At 40.7% G+C, this 16,757-nt stretch carries 17 protein-coding genes; 4 read left to right on the top strand and 13 right to left on the bottom strand.

Annotation, left to right across the window (positions count from 1 at the left end; translation table 11 throughout):
* Positions 1-28 precede the first annotated feature (28 nt).
* The 12 genes from IPL35_13275 to IPL35_13330 form a co-directional block, all read right to left on the bottom strand.
* A complete protein-coding gene (locus IPL35_13275; protein ID MBK8444318.1) occupies positions 29-727 on the bottom strand; it encodes a phosphoribosylaminoimidazolesuccinocarboxamide synthase in 699 nt (232 codons plus the stop codon).
* A gap of 24 nt (positions 728-751) precedes the next feature.
* Entirely contained in the window at positions 752-1,909 is a 1,158-nt protein-coding gene (gene purK, locus IPL35_13280) for a 5-(carboxyamino)imidazole ribonucleotide synthase (protein ID MBK8444319.1), read from the bottom strand.
* Positions 1,910-1,976: 67 nt separating this feature from the next.
* On the bottom strand, positions 1,977-2,456 hold the full coding sequence (gene purE / locus IPL35_13285; GenBank protein ID MBK8444320.1) for a 5-(carboxyamino)imidazole ribonucleotide mutase: 480 nt from the start codon (positions 2,454-2,456) through the stop codon (positions 1,977-1,979).
* Positions 2,457-2,666: 210 nt separating this feature from the next.
* Positions 2,667-3,227, bottom strand: coding sequence for a hypothetical protein (locus IPL35_13290; protein MBK8444321.1), 561 nt, complete (start codon positions 3,225-3,227; stop codon positions 2,667-2,669).
* 82 nt (positions 3,228-3,309) lie between these two features.
* A complete protein-coding gene (locus IPL35_13295) occupies positions 3,310-3,897 on the bottom strand; it encodes a hypothetical protein (GenBank protein MBK8444322.1) in 588 nt (195 codons plus the stop codon).
* An 88-nt stretch (positions 3,898-3,985) separates the two neighbouring features.
* Complete coding sequence (locus IPL35_13300) at positions 3,986-4,486, bottom strand: hypothetical protein (GenBank protein MBK8444323.1); 501 nt, start codon at positions 4,484-4,486, stop codon at positions 3,986-3,988.
* A gap of 256 nt (positions 4,487-4,742) precedes the next feature.
* Positions 4,743-6,419, bottom strand: coding sequence for an amidinotransferase (locus tag IPL35_13305; GenBank protein ID MBK8444324.1), 1,677 nt, complete (start codon positions 6,417-6,419; stop codon positions 4,743-4,745).
* A gap of 158 nt (positions 6,420-6,577) precedes the next feature.
* On the bottom strand, positions 6,578-7,303 hold the full coding sequence (locus IPL35_13310) for a 2-phosphosulfolactate phosphatase (GenBank protein MBK8444325.1): 726 nt from the start codon (positions 7,301-7,303) through the stop codon (positions 6,578-6,580).
* A gap of 133 nt (positions 7,304-7,436) precedes the next feature.
* The gene (locus tag IPL35_13315) at positions 7,437-7,895 is read right to left on the bottom strand and encodes a type I restriction enzyme HsdR N-terminal domain-containing protein (GenBank protein MBK8444326.1); all 459 of its coding nucleotides are present in this window, start codon (positions 7,893-7,895) and stop codon (positions 7,437-7,439) included.
* 161 nt (positions 7,896-8,056) lie between these two features.
* Entirely contained in the window at positions 8,057-9,058 is a 1,002-nt protein-coding gene (locus IPL35_13320) for a hypothetical protein (protein ID MBK8444327.1), read from the bottom strand.
* 133 nt (positions 9,059-9,191) lie between these two features.
* Positions 9,192-10,619 (bottom strand): hypothetical protein, encoded by a 1,428-nt coding sequence (locus IPL35_13325; protein ID MBK8444328.1) that lies wholly within the window; start codon positions 10,617-10,619, stop codon positions 9,192-9,194.
* On the bottom strand, positions 10,616-11,074 hold the full coding sequence (locus IPL35_13330; protein MBK8444329.1) for a sigma-70 family RNA polymerase sigma factor: 459 nt from the start codon (positions 11,072-11,074) through the stop codon (positions 10,616-10,618). Before IPL35_13330 ends, IPL35_13325 begins: the two co-directional genes overlap by 4 nt.
* Positions 11,075-11,349: 275 nt before the next feature.
* Between IPL35_13330 and IPL35_13335 the strand changes: the two genes are divergently transcribed.
* The 3 genes from IPL35_13335 to IPL35_13345 all read left to right on the top strand — a co-directional run bounded on the left by IPL35_13335 (position 11,350) and on the right by IPL35_13345 (position 12,647).
* Positions 11,350-11,838 (top strand): hypothetical protein, encoded by a 489-nt coding sequence (locus IPL35_13335; protein ID MBK8444330.1) that lies wholly within the window; start codon positions 11,350-11,352, stop codon positions 11,836-11,838.
* The gene (locus IPL35_13340) at positions 11,835-11,981 is read left to right on the top strand and encodes a hypothetical protein (GenBank protein MBK8444331.1); all 147 of its coding nucleotides are present in this window, start codon (positions 11,835-11,837) and stop codon (positions 11,979-11,981) included. The genes IPL35_13335 and IPL35_13340 overlap by 4 nt, the downstream gene beginning before the upstream one ends.
* An 84-nt stretch (positions 11,982-12,065) precedes the next feature.
* Positions 12,066-12,647: a threonylcarbamoyl-AMP synthase gene (locus IPL35_13345; GenBank protein ID MBK8444332.1), complete on the top strand. Its 582-nt coding sequence runs from the start codon at positions 12,066-12,068 to the stop codon at positions 12,645-12,647.
* A gap of 876 nt (positions 12,648-13,523) precedes the next feature.
* Here IPL35_13345 and IPL35_13350 read toward each other — a convergent pair.
* Complete coding sequence (locus IPL35_13350) at positions 13,524-14,771, bottom strand: peptidase C1 (protein ID MBK8444333.1); 1,248 nt, start codon at positions 14,769-14,771, stop codon at positions 13,524-13,526.
* A gap of 509 nt (positions 14,772-15,280) precedes the next feature.
* Between IPL35_13350 and IPL35_13355 the strand changes: the two genes are divergently transcribed.
* A complete protein-coding gene (locus IPL35_13355) occupies positions 15,281-16,699 on the top strand; it encodes a T9SS type A sorting domain-containing protein (protein ID MBK8444334.1) in 1,419 nt (472 codons plus the stop codon).
* The last annotated feature ends 58 nt before the right edge of the window (positions 16,700-16,757 follow it).

The raw sequence follows: 16,757 nt of genomic DNA on the forward strand, positions 1-16,757 counted from the left end.
TTATTTTTACTGATAAGCCATGATTTTTTTAAATCAAAGCTAATTTTTCGGCTAAAGCCTGATAGGTTTCGCGCAAAGGGGCGATGTCGCGGCGAAATACATCTTTATCAAATTTTTGCTTGGAGGTGCTGTCCCACAAGCGGCAGGTATCGGGCGAAATTTCATCAGCGAGCAAAAGTGTTCCTTCGGAACTGATGCCGAATTCCAGTTTAAAATCAATCAAATCCAAGTGGTATTGCTTGAAATAATCGCATAAAATATCATTGATGGCAAGTGCTTCTTTTTTGATGGCTTGCAGCGTGTCGGGAGTTGCGATACCCAATACTTCAACGTGGTCGTCATTGAGGAGGGGGTCGCCGAGTTCGTCATTTTTATAACACAACTCTATAATGCTTTTGGATAATACAACACCTTCGGGTTTGCCGAGTCTTCGGGCGAGTGTACCTGCCACCACATTGCGCACAATCACCTCCAAAGGAATAATTTGCACCTGTTGTACTAATTGCTCGGTGGGCGATATTTGCCGTATAAAATGGCTTTCAATGCCTTTTTTGCGCAACAAAGTAAAAAAGTGACTCGCAAATAAATTATTCAGTTCGCCTTTGCCTTCAATGATGTCTTTTTTAGTACCATTGTAGGCAGTGGCACTGTTTTTATAAACGATGCGCAATACTTGCGGGGTGTCGGTGCTGTAAAGTTGCTTGGCTTTGCCTTCGTATAAAAGCATAAAATAATAGATATGTATATGTTTTTAAAGAGAATTGTATAAAACAGGATTGATAGTGTGATTTTTAAAAGAGCCGTGCAGTGCCTCAGCCTGTGCTATGGCGTGTTCTGTGTTTTTTTCTAAAATATTGATATGCCCCATTTTTCGCCCTGCCCGTGCTTCGGTTTTTTCGTATAAATGCAATTTGTGTTTGCCTATAAGCGGGCGTTGTAAAGCGGGCATATCTTCGCCCAAAATATTGAGCATCACACAAGGCGACACGAGTTCGGTGCTGCCCAAAGGCAAGCCGCATATTGCGCGAATATGTTGTTCAAATTGAGAAGTGAGGCAGGCATCTATGGTGTAATGACCGGAATTGTGTGGGCGCGGAGCCATTTCATTTACCCACAATTCGCCATTTACCAAAAACAACTCTATCGCCAAAGTACCTACTAACTGCACCTGTGTTGCGAGCACTTCGGCGATGTGTCGCGCTTTTTGACGAAGGGCGGCATCTATGCGGGCGGGTGCAATACTCTGATGCAAAATATGATGGCGATGTATATTTTCGGCAACTTCAAAAGTGGCGGTTTCGCCCTGTGCATTGCGGCAGATAATGACCGATAATTCTTTTTCAAAATCTACAAAATTTTCAGCGATATAGGCTTGTTGCGGCTGCATAGTATGTGCAAGCCAAGTGTGGAGTTGCGGGCTGTTTTCTATGAGATATTGCCCTTTGCCATCGTAGCCGCCTTGTGCTGTTTTGATGATGACCTTATGAGGATTTTGGTCGTATTGTGCCGCGAAGTGCTGCCAGTCTTGTGTGTTTTCCAAGGTTTGATAGGGAGCAACGGGCAAATGTGCTTGTACAATGCAGTTTTTTTCTTTGATACGGTGCTGTGTAATTTCCAGCAAACGCCAGCCTTGCGGCAATTTAGCCTCCAAAGCCTGAGCCACTTTTACAGACACATTTTCAAATTCGTAAGTGATAATATCGCAATGCTCCAATAATTGGCGGGCGGCAGTTACATCGTCAAAAGCGGCGATGATATGTCGGTCGGCGAGGGGCGCGCAGGGACAATGCGGAGTGGGGTCGAGGATGGTGATGCGATAGCCCATAGCACGCGCCGCTAATGCCATCATACGACCGAGTTGTCCGCCGCCGATGATGCCGATATGCTCTATGTGGTGCTTGCTTGTCATAATTTTATTGAATAGTCGGAAAAAAAAACAAAAAGGCAGGCGCACGCGCCTGCCTTTTTGTTTTTTTTTATGAGCTGCTGATATTGTTGAATTGTTCGTTGCTGTGTTGCGCTTCGTGGCGAAGCTGTTGTTTATAATCCGTTAGTTGCTGCGCCAAATGGTCGTCGTGGGTGGCTAATATCTGTATCGCCAAGAGTGCGGCATTTTTAGCACCTGCCACTCCGATAGCCACCGTTGCTACTGGCACACCCGCCGGCATTTGTACAATAGAGAGCAGCGAGTCTATACCGGCGAGCGTTTTGGATAAAATCGGCACCCCGATAAGGGGCAAAATGGTGTTGGCAGCCAGCATACCGGGCAAATGCGCCGCGCCGCCCGCCCCCGCTATCAGCACCTTTAATCCTTTGGTGTGGGCTTCGCGGGCATAGCTGAACATTTCTTCGGGCATACGATGGGCGGAGAGTACCGCTTTTTCGTAGGCTACGCCGAAAACGTCCAAAATGGCGCAACAATGCTTCATGGTTTCCCAATCCGAAATGCTGCCCATAAGTACGCCGATTGTTGCCACTTGCTGAATTTTGGCGCAAAGCTAAAAAAGAAAAAAGCAGCTTTTTGTTAGGTTAGCGTTTTTTAATATATATTTTACATTGTCTTAACATAGCGGCTGCCGAAAAATAGGATATTTACGAGACATTTGATGGTATTATTCATTCCATAATGTTGTTCTCATCGTATCAGTAAACCACTTCCTATCCTTCTATTTATCGTTTTGGAAATCATTTAAAAATTTCTCGTCTTCTATCAGTTCTTTAAAAAGCTCTTCTCGCCTGCGTTTTAATTCGGGCAGGTTAATTTCTTGTTGTTGTTGCTTAAACTCATCCCATACTAATAACGTATTCTTATCCTTAAATTTTGCAGTAGAAAATTTCATATAAGATCTATACCAAGGACGTTCTGTTCTATTATAATCTAAAGTAAACCCTTCTAAACCTGTGTATTCTTTTTTTTCTTTATTATAATAAAATCTGTTGTAATTGATATTATGCACGTCTTCATATATGTAAGCAAAAGTATCGCTGCTTTCTATGAATGAATCTTTTAATTGTTTATATTCATCAGAGATAAAAAAAGTATCTATTGCAATACTACCTTGTTTTAGAACAAGATAAGTCTTATTCTGAAATTTCAAAGTATCTAAAATATGACTGGCTTCTTGTGCTTTATCGGGGGTGGTTTGTGCTGCGCCTTGCCAAGTGTTGAATAAGAAAACAAACAAGGTATTTATCACTATAAGATGATTGAATTGTAATGTATTCATAATATTAGCTATGTTTTTTTTAAGGATAAATAAAACCTTCTTGTAATTTGCTGTTTAGAGCACAGGGATAATTTTTATGGCATTATTGCGAACTTAAAAATTGGTGTAGAATGACATCATTATCTTTGAGTTGGAGCAGTTTTATGTAATTATCGCCGTAATAAATGGCTATCAAATCTTCACTGATGACCACAATGCGCCTTAATAAACCCTCCCTTGGTTTTGCTTCAATGCCGTTGTCTAATATATAGAGATTCATATAGCTTAAAGGAAAAAAGTGTTCTACTTTTTGAGTATTAATATCATATTTATATAACCTGAATTCTAAATCTGTTCCTCTCATTCCGCCCAAATTTGCCCATACAATAATACTGTCATTCCAAACAAAATTGCTACCAACACTATCTTCACCTGCATAGAAATCTAAACTCCATTTTTTTTCATCCAATGTTATTTTTTTACCGTCAGAAAATTGCAATATTTTTTTTACATCTTTTTGTGATATTAAAAGTACAGGTTGTATAAAATTGACATTTGTTCTAACAATATCGCCATCTATAATGGCTATTTTATCTTTAACCAGTGGTTTTATCGCCTGAATGGTTTGTTGGGCAGAAACGCTGACAGTGAATAACAAGGCTAACAGCGTATAAAAAATAGTATGCTTCATATTTAATCAGTTTCTTTGAGTGCAAATTCAATAAAGTCTTACCACAAACCAAACCGCTTTACTTATTTGTATAGATTTCTGTTTTTTATCAGTATATTTTTATAGTGTTATTATGGATATAAAGTAGCTTATTTGACTTTTCAAAACTTAACACAATAAGATATTTATTTAATATGTGTATATGTTTTAATTTTTCCCCATCAACTCCCTGTTGATATTCAAAAGTTATAAAATCACTGATAATATCTATACTTTTTTTCAAAATATTTTTTTTAAAAACAGCTATTTCAACAAATTCATCAAAACCAATAGTATAAACTTTGTATTGAAATAGTGTTGTATCGTTCCATAAAAAATAGTTCGTATTCTTTTCACTTGCCACACTACCATCATTAGGGGTAATAAATAAAATCCCACTCCCGCTATCATATAATTCTGCTAAGTTATTCAAAAATAGAATCCTTTCTTTTGTTCTCAAATTGATAGTATTATCATACATAATAGGAAGAGAAACCTGCACACTGACTAGTTTTTCGTCTGATAATATATTGTTAAATTCTATTTGTTTTTGTGCTTGTACCAATAACATAGAATTAAGTATATAGATAATGATACATTTATATAGGTACTTCATAAAAAAACTTGTTTTTTATTTGCAAAGTAACTTTGGTTCATATTTTATAACTATGAGGGCGATTTTCTTTTGCCACACTATAACGTATATATCTATAACTTCGTACAAAAAAATAAAGTATTTGCTTCAATCCGTAAAAAAAACTCCTTAGCAGCGGCTGGTGTGCTAAGGAGTTTTTTTAATCGGGAAAATAAAATTTAGGGCGACAATTTTAGAGCAGCATATCTCTGAGCAAAGGCATACTCATACAATGCGAGCCGCCGCGTGCTCTTGACAATTCCGAAGAGGGCAGGAGCAAAAGTGCATTTTTGGGCACTAATTCGTTGAGTTTTTGCTCTATATCAAAGTCGGGATTTTGGAGGTATTCGGCTTTTAACAAATTCACCAACTCCGAAGCATGGATAATGGCATAGCCGAATTTCTGAAATTGTCGGGCGGTTTCGTGGTTACGGTCGTATCCTATCACCAAGCCCTCTCGCAGTGCCACCATATTGCAGGCATCTGTCCATTGCTCGCGCAGCCCCGCCGGATATTTCAAGCCGCCGCAGTAGATGAGTTCCATCGGTTCGGTGCAGCCAAAATCTTCGCGGCTGATGTGTTCAAAGAGGTCTTCTATATACGGAAAATCCTCATGGCTTTTGATGTCGCCGCTTTCTTCATCTTTCCAAAAATGCACAATGCGCACATCATCATCTTCATATTCTTTGCGGGCTTGCTCGTCCAACAAAGTGGGTACCAACGAACCCTCGTAGCTGTCGCTGAATTTGCTGGAGAAGGGTCCATATATTACCCAAGCATTGCGTTTTATTTGTGTAAAAACCGTGTCAATGTGCATCGTTTCGCGCTGTGACGGAATGATGATGGCGGTTACTTTTTTGACGATATCGTCGCCGATGAGTTTTTTTACTAATTTATTGACGGCGTTGGGCGTAGTGCGTTCGCTGCAACCCACCAACAAATGGTCGGGGTGCACCATCATCACATCGCCGCCTTCGATGGTGACGATATTTTGCTGAAATTCTTCTTCGTCATACAAAAAGAAGCGGTCGTCTTCGGGCAATTCAATCACTTTTTCCCACGAATTTTTATAAAAATGGTAATAAGCGATGTATTTGATAATGATGCTTTCGCGCTGGCGCACGCTTTTGTTGAGCTTGGATAGCAACAAATGGTCATTGACTACGATACAAATATCGCGCGTGAATATAAAATTGGGAATGGGCGGAAATAGCTGGCGTTCGATATGCTTGCCCTCCGACCATTGCTCTTGGTCTTCTTTGTTCACCCAGGCATCAAAATAACGCATTTCTTCCAAACGTTTTTTGAGGCTGAGTTTTTTGCCTTTTTCATTAAATTTCCATTTCACGAAGCCGCTTATCAGCACCTGCGCCAACTGGTTTGGTGTCACTTCTTCAAAATATTCCAACCATTCTTTATCTGCATTGAGGAGGCGTTGTTGAATGGTATGTTCAATGCGCTCTGCTCCGCACACAATAGATACAATCTGGTTGCGCACAGCATCATTTTCCAATATTTTACTCAAAAGTTTCTGCACTTCCACCACCTTATCCGAGTCCAAAAAAGTAGAACTGGCAGGATTGGAAAATGCAGGACGGCTTTCGTGGCTGAAATAGAGTTCGTTTTCGTGAGGGTCTTCTTTTTCTTTAGCAAACCAACGTTTGAGTACGTCAGGGTCTAAATACGCCAGCAATAATTTTTTATATACATCGTACTCTTCTTGCATGCGTATCAAATCCACAATATCCTCATACAGCCAGTCTTGTGCTTTGGCGGGTATGATTTTTCCAATACCGCCATCAGGGCTGTGAATGAGCAAACGGCGCAAATGTCCGATTTCGGAGCTGACAAAAATTTTTTTAGAAGACATATAGTACTATGAATGGTTTTTTTTGCGTTGTGTCCTTTTTATTTTTTGGATAAAAAAAGAGCAGGAGCGAGCAGCAAAAGCTCGCTGCTACATGAAAACATCAAAGTTATAAATTTTTTAACGTTTGGAAAATTAAAAATTTTACCGAAATATTTTATTTAAAAAGTAGGTGCCGCCGCCACAAAAACGCCGCCTTCATACACCGGAACACTGGTATATACATCGCATTGAAGGCAAAAATCGAGGTCGGCGCGCACTTCTGTCTGTGCCAAACGGTGAAAATGCGAAGATTGCCGTATCAATGCTCCAAAATTTAGTTGCTGCCACAATTGGAGTGCAATGAGGGTGCTGTCGCAGTGGGGGTGTCGTTGAAATTGAGGATTTTGCGATATAATTGCTTGTGCAAGTGCACCGGCAAAGAGGGTGTCTTCGGCATTTACCGCGTTTTTCCAGCCGGCGCACAGGAGCAGCACATCGTGTTGTTGCTGTGCCAAATGCAGGGCGAGGGCGGAGAGATTGAGAAAAGCACCACAATAGATACCGTGTGCGGCTTTTGAAAGTTCTACGCATTGTGTGCCGTTGGTAGAAGAAAGAGCCAAACGCAACCCTTTTGTATTGCTGTTGCGATATTCCAAAGGCGAGTTGCCGAAATCAAAACCTGCTACTTTAGAGCCATCGCGCTCGGCGGCAGTGGTATATCCGGCGGCTTGTTGCTGTCGGCATTCTTCAATGCTGCTCACGGGCAATACGGCACTGCCGCCTTCTGCCAGCACAGTGACGATAGTAGAAGTGGCACGCAAAATATCAATAATGACGACATTTTTTTGCGGCAGGAAATAAGAATGGATAAGGGCAGGGGAGAGGCAAGTTTCAATAAAAGGCATAAGCTATCTGTAATAAAAAAAATGATGCGGCTGAATATATTTATAAATCGGCGGCAAAGATAGCAGTATTTATAGGAGGCATAAAAAAATGAAGCAAACATTTTTTTGTTTGCATTTGAATATATTCGGTACATTATTTCAATGTTTGCATGGTATCAAAATGAGGCACATCGGGCAGATATTCAAAAGTGCCCGCCGCCAAGTGGATATGGCAACAAAAATGACGTAAGCCGTTGCTTACAATTAAAAAAGGCACTTGCAGGGTGAGGTTGTAGCGAGCAATCTGTTCAAAAACGGCTTGCGTAATAGGCAATTGTGGAGCTTTGCACTCTACTATCGCCAAAGGTGCGGCACGGCGGTTGAATACTACCAAATCTGTGCGGCGGCGCATACCGAGCACACGCAATTCTTTTTCTACATTGATGAGCGATTTGGGAACACCACGCTCCTGCACCAAAAAATGAATCCAGCTTTGACGCACCATTTCTTCGGGTAGTGCCACCACATATTTGCGCCGCACTATGTCATATACATAATTTTTTTGCTCAATTATTTTTGTTTGAAAATCAAAAGTGGGCAGATATAAATGCATGGCGGATAAAAATACGATGAATGCTTTTTGCTTTTTATTGAAAAAAATAGATGCTTTTATGTGCCTTTTTTTATAAAGACACGCCGTAAATTACAAATTTACACATAAAAAAAGCCTGAAAGTATTTTTCAGGCTTTTTTCTTCTGCAAATCAATCAATACTTAGTTTCCGAAATCTGCTTCTAATTTTGTTTTTAATTGCGAAAGCGGGAAAGGCTCAAAGATCAGGGTATCGGTGTGGTTGTTTTGAACAACAATATCTTTAAAAGCTGCATAAAAATTATCTTCGGTAAATTCTGCAACAGCCACCAGCGTAATTGCTTCGCCCACCGGCACACGATAAGCTCCGTCGCCTGTGCCGAAATAATGTTGTTCGGGTGAAAAATTGGGTAAATGAGATACAGAATTATAATTTTTGAATACCAAAAACAAAGCGGTATTGCTCAAAGTACAAGAATCGGGAACATATATTTTCATATCCGTCAAATTGGTATAGCCTACCTGATAATAAAAATAATCCAAATTTACCCAACCCAAATTCGGGCAATCAAAGGCATAGGCGATGAGCCAATCATATTCATTTGTCTGAAATTCTGCCGTTTGTACCGGCGGATTATCTGCTGCCAAATCCCAATTAACAGTGCCGTTGGGCAAAGTTTCGCCGTAAAATACCTGAAAGGGTTCAAAGCTATTGTTTTTTTGGGGAGCTGATATTTCTAAAGTAGCACCGGCACGCAATTGCAGGGCTTGCCCGTTTTGAGTAGCGGCAATATGCAACTCGCCGCCCGAAACCAATATTTGTCCATTGGAAACCGTAGGTTTATTGCTCATTATCATATCGGCGCGGCTGTAAATTTCCATCAATTCTATTTCAAATTCACCTGTAACCACGTTACCGTCCTCTTTTACAAAATCATCGGCATCATAACAAATTCTGGTCATCTGATTGCCGGTTATGCAGCCTGCTGCATTGGCGTTGCACGAAAATATTTGTTTTTTTACACCCAAACTGTTAAAGGCATTTTGTATATCGCCACTATATAAAAAAACAGTGCTATCATTGTTTTGCGGCAATTCAAAAAATGTGAAAGTATCGCTGTCTTTTCGGCACGATGATAGAATAAAAATGAGAGATAATATGTTGATTATAAATAATTTATACATAATTTAATATTTTTGTATTAGTGTCGGTAGTAAATGGCGACTTGACCAATTTTTTTATTTTCAGGGCTTGTAGATAAGAGACAACAAGTAGCTGGAATGTTGCTTTTTAATAAAAAAGTTATTGAAAAATTTTTTAAAAATTCATTTTAATACCGCCTCCTATTCCAAAGAAGGAATAATTCTGATATATTGGATTGCGTCCATTGTTGTTGATAGAATATAATTGATGACGCAATAAGGGTTCTACATACCATAGCAGGTTTTTTCGTAAAGGGCGTTGCAACTGCGCACCCAAGGATATGCTCAGGTGCGAACCTCTTGAGTCAAAATATTTCAAATCATCAAAATCATGTGTTAAGCTGTCATTAAAATTGAGCATTTTGCCGCGATTCCAATAGCCGATATTGTACCACAAACCGGCTTCTGCATTGATAGTCCATTTGCCCCATTGTGTTTCATAACCCAGCAACAAAGGAATATCCAAAAAGCGGTGTTTATTGTAGGCGGTGATGGCTCTGATGCCTTCTACTTGACTTTGTTGGTTGTGTACTTCTACGGTGGTGCTGCCGTCGGGGTGTACGATGGTAATGGTGGTTTGCGTAGTCACAGATACTTCTTCTGTTTTTTGGTAGCGGAAGGTTTCCTGAATTTGGCTGAACAGCAAACCGGTGCGCAAAGAAATACCATTGCAAAAACGATAACCGCCGCGCAAGCCCGCCGTGAATGAAATTTCGGGATTTTCGGTGTTTTTGCGCTCGGCGATATAATTGTTCCAGTTGGTTTCGGTGTAGTTATTAATAGTGCCTTCACTTTTCAGGTGGCGTTGTGCCCATTGCGGCGTAAATACGACTTCGGCTTCCCAACGGCTGCATTTTTTGTGTCCCATATTTTGCGGGCAGCCAAAATCATCTTTTCTTTTGTCGGGGAGGGTTAAAAAATGCTCTGCCGCCGCCGGATTATCCAATTTCTTTGCCAACAAAGATGCCAGCAAAGGTAATTCGATGATAGTGTGAATATTGTTAGCCTCTTCATTATTATTATACTTTGCCGTTGAGAAAACTACCGTTGTTTTGTAGGTACTATTTGCGATAGTGGCAGGCGGCGTAGCAATGGCTGCTGCTCTATGTTGTTGTATGTGCTTGCGGTGGTGTGGCGCAGCCGCAGTTGAGAGTACTATCGCTGTTGGCTTCGTTATAGCAGATGTTTTTTCTATTGATGCGGTTACTGCCGTTGTTGCAGCAGGCGGCTCAATAGCAACTGTGCTTTTTTGTGGTGGTGTGATGGTGGTGTGGTCATTTGACACAGCAACACTATGTTCCGAAACAGCAGTTGTTTCGGGGAGGCTTTTGGCAGTGGAGTTTTGGTGGTGTTCGTAGCTCCACATACCCAAACTTCCGGCGGTGATGAGCAGAGCCAAAACACCGAATTTCCACAAACCTCTTTTGGGTTGTTGTTTTTTACGATTGTCGTTAATACGTTGCCACATATCGTGGGGCACTTCGGTTTCGACTTCTTGAAAGCGGTCGTGCCATATTTTATCAAAAGAATCTTTATGTGTCATAAAGCTATTTTTTGTTCGGTGAGTATCCATTGTTGCAGCAGGCGGCGAGCCTTATTGAGTTGTGAGCGCGAAGTTCCGGCTTCGATGTGGAGCATTTTGGCGATTTCATCGTGCGAATATCCTTCTATCACAAATAAATTAAAAACCATACGGTAGCCATCGGGCAGTCGTTGTATAAGAGCCAATAACTCTTGCAGGGAGAGCAAAGAAACCACATCGCCGCCACTTTGTGTGGGTTCAAAAGGCACATCTTCCAAAGAGTTTATTTCTTTTTGGTAATAAAATCTCTGATATTTTTTGAGAGCCGCCGTTATCATAATGCGCCGTATCCAGCCCTCTAAAGAGCCTTCGCCGCGGAATTGCGACAAATGGTCAAAAACTTTAATAAAACCTTCCTGCAATACATCTTCGGCATCGGCACGGCTGCGCGTATATCGCAGGCATACCACCATCATTTTTTACAATACCGCTCATACAAAGTTTTTAAACTTTGTTCGTTGTTTTGTAAACAAGATTGTACGAGCATTTTTTCATCCATACAGAAAAAGTAAAAGCAGACAGATGCTTACAAGATACATAATATTTATAAAATGTTGCCTGTTGAGTTGGTATAAATATATAATTTTGTCGCGGATATTTGCGTTAAAACTACACTTCCGTATATTTTTGTCCTTTGTTTTAAACTTTTGGGTTTCGGTCAGGGTCAAGGGTATAAAAAAATTTTATAGATATGAGACGTACCTGCATTTTTATTTTTTGCTTTTTGTTGCTCAACAGCGCGAATTTACGGGCACAAAACCACTTCAGTCTTACTGGCAATATCAGTGCTTTTTCTATTGATAAAGTGCAAAGCGATGCCAACGTAGCCGATGTTACCTATGAAGGAAGTTCGTCGGTGAGCCTGAATTTACGTTTGTTCAACGCCAACCATTGGGCTTTGCGTTTTGGGGTAGGAGCAGATAATGTAAAATTTCGGGTTGCCGACCAACTTAACACCGACTACGATTCGGAGCGCAAAGATTTTATTGGCATCATCGGTATTGAAAAACATTTTCCTTTAAGCGAAACAGTGACACTCTATCCGGGTTTTATAGTTCCGCTTACGCTCAAAGGCGACGAAAGTATCAAAAGTAATATAGATAATTCTATTGCACAATTAAAAGATGATGGTTTTTTGCCGGAGCAGGCTTGGTATTGGGAGCAAATATTCGTTTTTTGAAAATTTTGCGTTTGGGTGCAGAGTTTGAGGTGACGTATGAAAATTTTAAACAAACCATTTGGCAACCCAGCACACTCACTACTGCCAGCGAACTCGAATTTTTGGATTATACTACCTCATTTACTATCGGATTGGCATTTTAATAGAAAAATATTGTTTGTTATTTATTTTATTGATAATCACTTTTTTATAAATTAATTTTTTATAAAAAAAACGTAAAACATTTGATGATAAACAATATATTGGCACAAGAAGTGGCGGCGGCGCAAATAGTAGTGCAAAGTGGCGGTATTTTGTTGTATCCCACCGAAACCGTTTGGGGTTTGGGCTGTGCTGCCACCAATGCTGCCGCTATTCAGCGTATTTATCATATCAAAGGACGTGATGCCAATAAGCCGCTATTGGTGTTGATGCACTCGCGCGAGATGCTGTTGCGATATGTGGGGGCGGTGCCGCCGCAGGCAGAGGCATTGTTGCACCCCGATGCGCCGCCTACTACTATTATATATCCGCATATTCGTCATTTGCCGCACCATCTTTTAGCGGCAGACGGTTCTTTGGGCATTCGTATGGCGCGCCACCCTTTTTGTGAGCAGCTGATAGCGGCGATTGATGCGCCTTTGGTTTCTACCTCTGCCAATTTCAGTGGCGAGCCTGCCGCCGTTCATTTCGCCGACCTCAGCGCGGCTCTCCGCAAGCAGGTGGATTATACCGTTTCGGATTTGTCGGCATATTATGAGCCGCGGGGTTTGCCTTCGCGCATCGTGCGCCTCAGTGCCGAAGGAAATATCGAAATCCTCAGAAATTGAAAAAAGAGGTTTGGAATAATGATTTTATTTTTCACATAAAATCATTAATTTTGAACGTAATTTTAAATGAACATTTTTTACACAAAAAAATACTTCAAAAAGTGCTGTTTGTTCATTGAAAAATTGGGCTTGCCTGAGCAAAAAATGCGTTTTTGTGTTGCCATTGCCGAAATATTTCACAAGGTTACTCGGTATTTCGGCAGGCTCAATGACACCTTAGTTGCTATTTTATACTAAAATATTCCCTTTTGATTGATAAAATCGCACAATTTGTTAGTTATAAAATATTGATTTTAATTATTTGCAATAAAAAAACAATACGAAAATATCGTCATAAAAGGAATAATTTAATTGCTGCGTACTTATCAGGCAGATTTACAAGTTTCATAAAAAAGAACTTTGCGACTTAGTGTCTTAGCGGTGAAAAAAGCTACTAACCGCAGAGCCGCAAAGAAAAATATAAAGGAAGATATTGCTCGCCTTACTTTTTAAATGTGCTTATTGGTTTTATAGGCATACTTTATCTGATTTTAGTATTAGTGACCCTTATACCATTAAAATAGCTATTTGGCATAGTTGTTTTACAGCCTCAATTTTCATTTGTATTGGCTGATATTAGTAACAATATCAGCCCACATCATTACAGAATAGCAGACTTTATACACTATGTCATTTAGATATTTATTTGGTATTAATCCAATATTTTTAATAACTCAAACTTTCCTGTATCTTTCTTTGTCAAAAACCAAAACACTTACTGAAAATAAAAAAGGCGATACGTTTGCTGTGTTGCAAAGACGCATCGCCTTTTGTTTGAAAAATTGTAAATTTTCAACGAATACCGATCATTATAAAATGCAGTATTCCTGTTCTTTTTTAACGCACTTTATTCAATAATGTTTTTACGGCATCTTTGTGCGCCGTGAAAGTCATCATTTTGAGTTTTACAAAATCTTCGTGCATAAAATAATAGCCGAAAGTGGAGCAGGTTTCGCCGCAATTGCGCGAGCCGGAACTGGAATCTTTGAGCAAAAACCACGTTTTGCCGTCTTTTTCGGTGTAGCCCACTACATGCATGGCGTGGTCGTCGGTGGTGCTGCCGTTGGTAAAACGATACTGCCGTGCACTCTCATCTATATATTGCGAAGGAATATCAAAAGTAGGAATTACAGCTACTTGCGGCTCATTGCCCATACCCGGCTCCGATACATCGCCGCCGATACTGAGCGAATAGCCCTCGTCAATGGCTTTTTTTACTGAACTCACAAAATCGGTTAAAGGCACGTTGTAGTAATCTTCGCTGTCCCACCAGTTGTCCGGCACATCATATTCGGCTTTTGTCCAGTAGGGTACTTGCATCAGCGACATAATATCCACATAATCGTCCATATTGAGTTTGAGGTCGTTTTTCAAAAACTCCTGCGGCGTGGTTTTTTTGCCGTTGTAAGTAAATGAAGTCGGCGGTTCGCCCATATAATGATTTAGGATACTTTGCACTGTGGCAACTACTTCCGCTTCGTTCCACGCATTGGCGGCTTTGATGCCTTTGAGATAGTTTTCAAATTCGGCAAACATTGGCTCGTGGTTGTGGAAGCGTTGTTGGTCGTTGGATTTGCCCGAATAGGCTTCGGTAGGAACAGCACCGTATTTTTTGTACAATTTGGCTACGGCGTTGGTTTCGCTGCCCTCGCCCAAATACACTTCGCCACGTTTTTGCACAAACAAACGTGCCCGCTCTACATATTCCCAATACACAGGATACAATTCCGACAATTTTATTTCTTTGCCTGACAATCTTTTTATTTCACTTTCATAAAAAGAAGTAGTAGAAAAACACCAACAAGTGCCAGTATTTCCTTGCGAAATGGGCTTGTTGTGCCACACTTGTTTGTAAGCGTCTAATTTGGTAGGATATTGTTCGGGTTGCAATACCGCCTTAAACACTTTTTTGGATTTTGGGGTACTCGGCTGCGATTGCTCCTGCAAACCGGAGATGTCTTTCAAAATGGTATTGACGTAGTATCCGCCCGGACGCTCAATAAACTGTCCGGTGGCGGGTTGTTGGGCTTGCGTTATTTGCAAAAAGAACAGCGAAGCCCCGAGCAAAAGATGTTTTGTTTTCATTGAATTAAATATTGAATTAAATACGATAGATATTGAATTTTACATTCAACGTTCAAAAATAAGCAAATATTTTTGTTGTTCCAAATGCTTTAATTATAACTGCCTTGTATATGTTAGGAATGTAAAATAAGGTAAAAAAATGCCCCTTAAGTGTTTTTATGAGTACGTATAAATAGAACTATACTATTCCCTTTTGATTGATAAAATCGCACAATTTGTTAGTTATAAAATATTGATTTTTAATTATTTGTAATAAAAAATAATACGAAAGTATCGCCATAAAAGGAATAATATAAATCAATCCGGATTTTATTAAAATTATGCTGTCTGAATTATTAATATTCTTCGTAAAATTGGCTTTTGAAAGAAGTCTAATGATTTTTAACTTTGATTTTGTATATTTTTAAATATCAAAATCGAATGACACGACTTTTTAAAATCTAATCACAATTTGCAGGTTATAACCAATATCCTTCGTATGTTTGTAAACATACAACTCTTTTTATAATATGAAACATTTTCTGTTTTCGTTGTTTCGGTGCTTCGGAATTTTGCTTTTTATGGCACTGCCCCGCGCCAATGCACAGCTTACACTGCATATTAGCTCCATACCTGCCAATACGCCCGCCAATGCGAGCATCTATGTAGCGGGCAATTTCAACAGCTGGAATCCCGCCGACTCCGACTATATCCTCGCACCGCAGTCGGACGGTTCTTATACGTTTACTTTCACGCCTGCACTTTCTGATTTGGAGTTTAAATTTACGCGCGGCTCTTGGCAAACAGTAGAAGGCAGCAGTGGCGGCGGCTTTTTACCCAATCGCACCTACACCTACAATGGAGGCACTGCCACCTACGAAAGCAGCATCGCCGCTTGGGAAGATTTGGGCGGCAACAACAACAATTCCACCGCCAACGCACAGGTGAGCATCATTGCCGAAGATTTTTATATCCCACAACTCAATCGCTACCGCCGCATTTGGATATACCTGCCCGCCGACTACACTACCGACCTCAATCGCCATTATCCAGTGTTGTATATGCACGATGGGCAAAATGTATTTGATGCGGCTACTTCTTTTGCCGGAGAATGGGAAGTAGATGAAACGCTGACACAAATGGAACAAAACGGCGAAGCTACCGCTATTGTGGTGGCTATTGATAATGGCGGCACAAACCGCCTCGCCGAATATACACCTTATCCGCACAGCAGCTACGGCGGCGGTGATGGTGATAAATATATTCAGTTTATCGTTAATACTTTAAAACCTTATATTGACGACCATTATCGCACCCTGCCGCAGCGCGAAAATACTGCATTGATGGGCAGTTCCTTAGGCGGTTTGATTTCTTTTTATGCCGCCATAAAATATCCCGAAGTGTTTGGTAAAGCGGGGGTTTTTTCGCCGAGTTTTTGGTTCTCCGACAATATCTTTCAACTCGCCGATACTGCTCAACACAATTTGGATACGCGGATTTTTATGCTCTGCGGCGGCAACGAAGGCGATGAGGATATGGTGCCTGATATGCAGCAGATGTACCAACTGTTGCAGAGTAAAGGCTACGGCAACGAGGCACAAAGTATTGTAAAAGCAGATGGGCAACATTCGGAGTGGTTTTGGGCGCGTGAGTTTGAAGGGGCTTTTAAATTTTTGTTCAGCGAAGTAGCTTTGGGTACTGCCATCAGCGATAGTGGCGAAGTCCCTTCTTTTTTTCCGAACCCCGCCAACGGCGAACTTTATTTTCACAGCCCCACGCCCTGTGAGGTGCGCCTTTTTGATAATATCGGCAGGGCAGTGTGGCAGCAGACCCTTTCTGACGGCGACTCCATACAACTCCATACCGCTTTGCCAAAAGGCATATATATAGCGGAAATGCGGCAGAAATACCAAAAAACAACTATCTGGCAAAAAATCTACCTTCGTTAAATAAAAAAACAAACTCCATATTTCACACTACCGACACGCTCAAAGTGTGTAAGTAGTG

Source organism: Sphingobacteriales bacterium, assembly GCA_016711285.1.
Classification (GTDB): Bacteria; Bacteroidota; Bacteroidia; order Chitinophagales; family UBA2359; genus JADJTG01.

Coding starts and splice junctions, on each gene's coding strand:
- IPL35_13275 (MBK8444318.1), bottom strand. CDS start 727: ATGCTTTTATACGAAGGCAAAGCCAAGCAACTTTACAGCACCGACACC.
- purK (MBK8444319.1), bottom strand. CDS start 1,909: ATGACAAGCAAGCACCACATAGAGCATATCGGCATCATCGGCGGCGGA.
- purE (MBK8444320.1), bottom strand. CDS start 2,456: ATGGGCAGCATTTCGGATTGGGAAACCATGAAGCATTGTTGCGCCATT.
- IPL35_13290 (MBK8444321.1), bottom strand. CDS start 3,227: ATGAATACATTACAATTCAATCATCTTATAGTGATAAATACCTTGTTT.
- IPL35_13295 (MBK8444322.1), bottom strand. CDS start 3,897: ATGAAGCATACTATTTTTTATACGCTGTTAGCCTTGTTATTCACTGTC.
- IPL35_13300 (MBK8444323.1), bottom strand. CDS start 4,486: ATGTTATTGGTACAAGCACAAAAACAAATAGAATTTAACAATATATTA.
- IPL35_13305 (MBK8444324.1), bottom strand. CDS start 6,419: ATGTCTTCTAAAAAAATTTTTGTCAGCTCCGAAATCGGACATTTGCGC.
- IPL35_13310 (MBK8444325.1), bottom strand. CDS start 7,303: ATGCCTTTTATTGAAACTTGCCTCTCCCCTGCCCTTATCCATTCTTAT.
- IPL35_13315 (MBK8444326.1), bottom strand. CDS start 7,895: ATGCATTTATATCTGCCCACTTTTGATTTTCAAACAAAAATAATTGAG.
- IPL35_13320 (MBK8444327.1), bottom strand. CDS start 9,058: ATGTATAAATTATTTATAATCAACATATTATCTCTCATTTTTATTCTA.
- IPL35_13325 (MBK8444328.1), bottom strand. CDS start 10,619: ATGACACATAAAGATTCTTTTGATAAAATATGGCACGACCGCTTTCAA.
- IPL35_13330 (MBK8444329.1), bottom strand. CDS start 11,074: ATGATGGTGGTATGCCTGCGATATACGCGCAGCCGTGCCGATGCCGAA.
- IPL35_13335 (MBK8444330.1), top strand. CDS start 11,350: ATGAGACGTACCTGCATTTTTATTTTTTGCTTTTTGTTGCTCAACAGC.
- IPL35_13345 (MBK8444332.1), top strand. CDS start 12,066: ATGATAAACAATATATTGGCACAAGAAGTGGCGGCGGCGCAAATAGTA.
- IPL35_13350 (MBK8444333.1), bottom strand. CDS start 14,771: ATGAAAACAAAACATCTTTTGCTCGGGGCTTCGCTGTTCTTTTTGCAA.
- IPL35_13355 (MBK8444334.1), top strand. CDS start 15,281: ATGAAACATTTTCTGTTTTCGTTGTTTCGGTGCTTCGGAATTTTGCTT.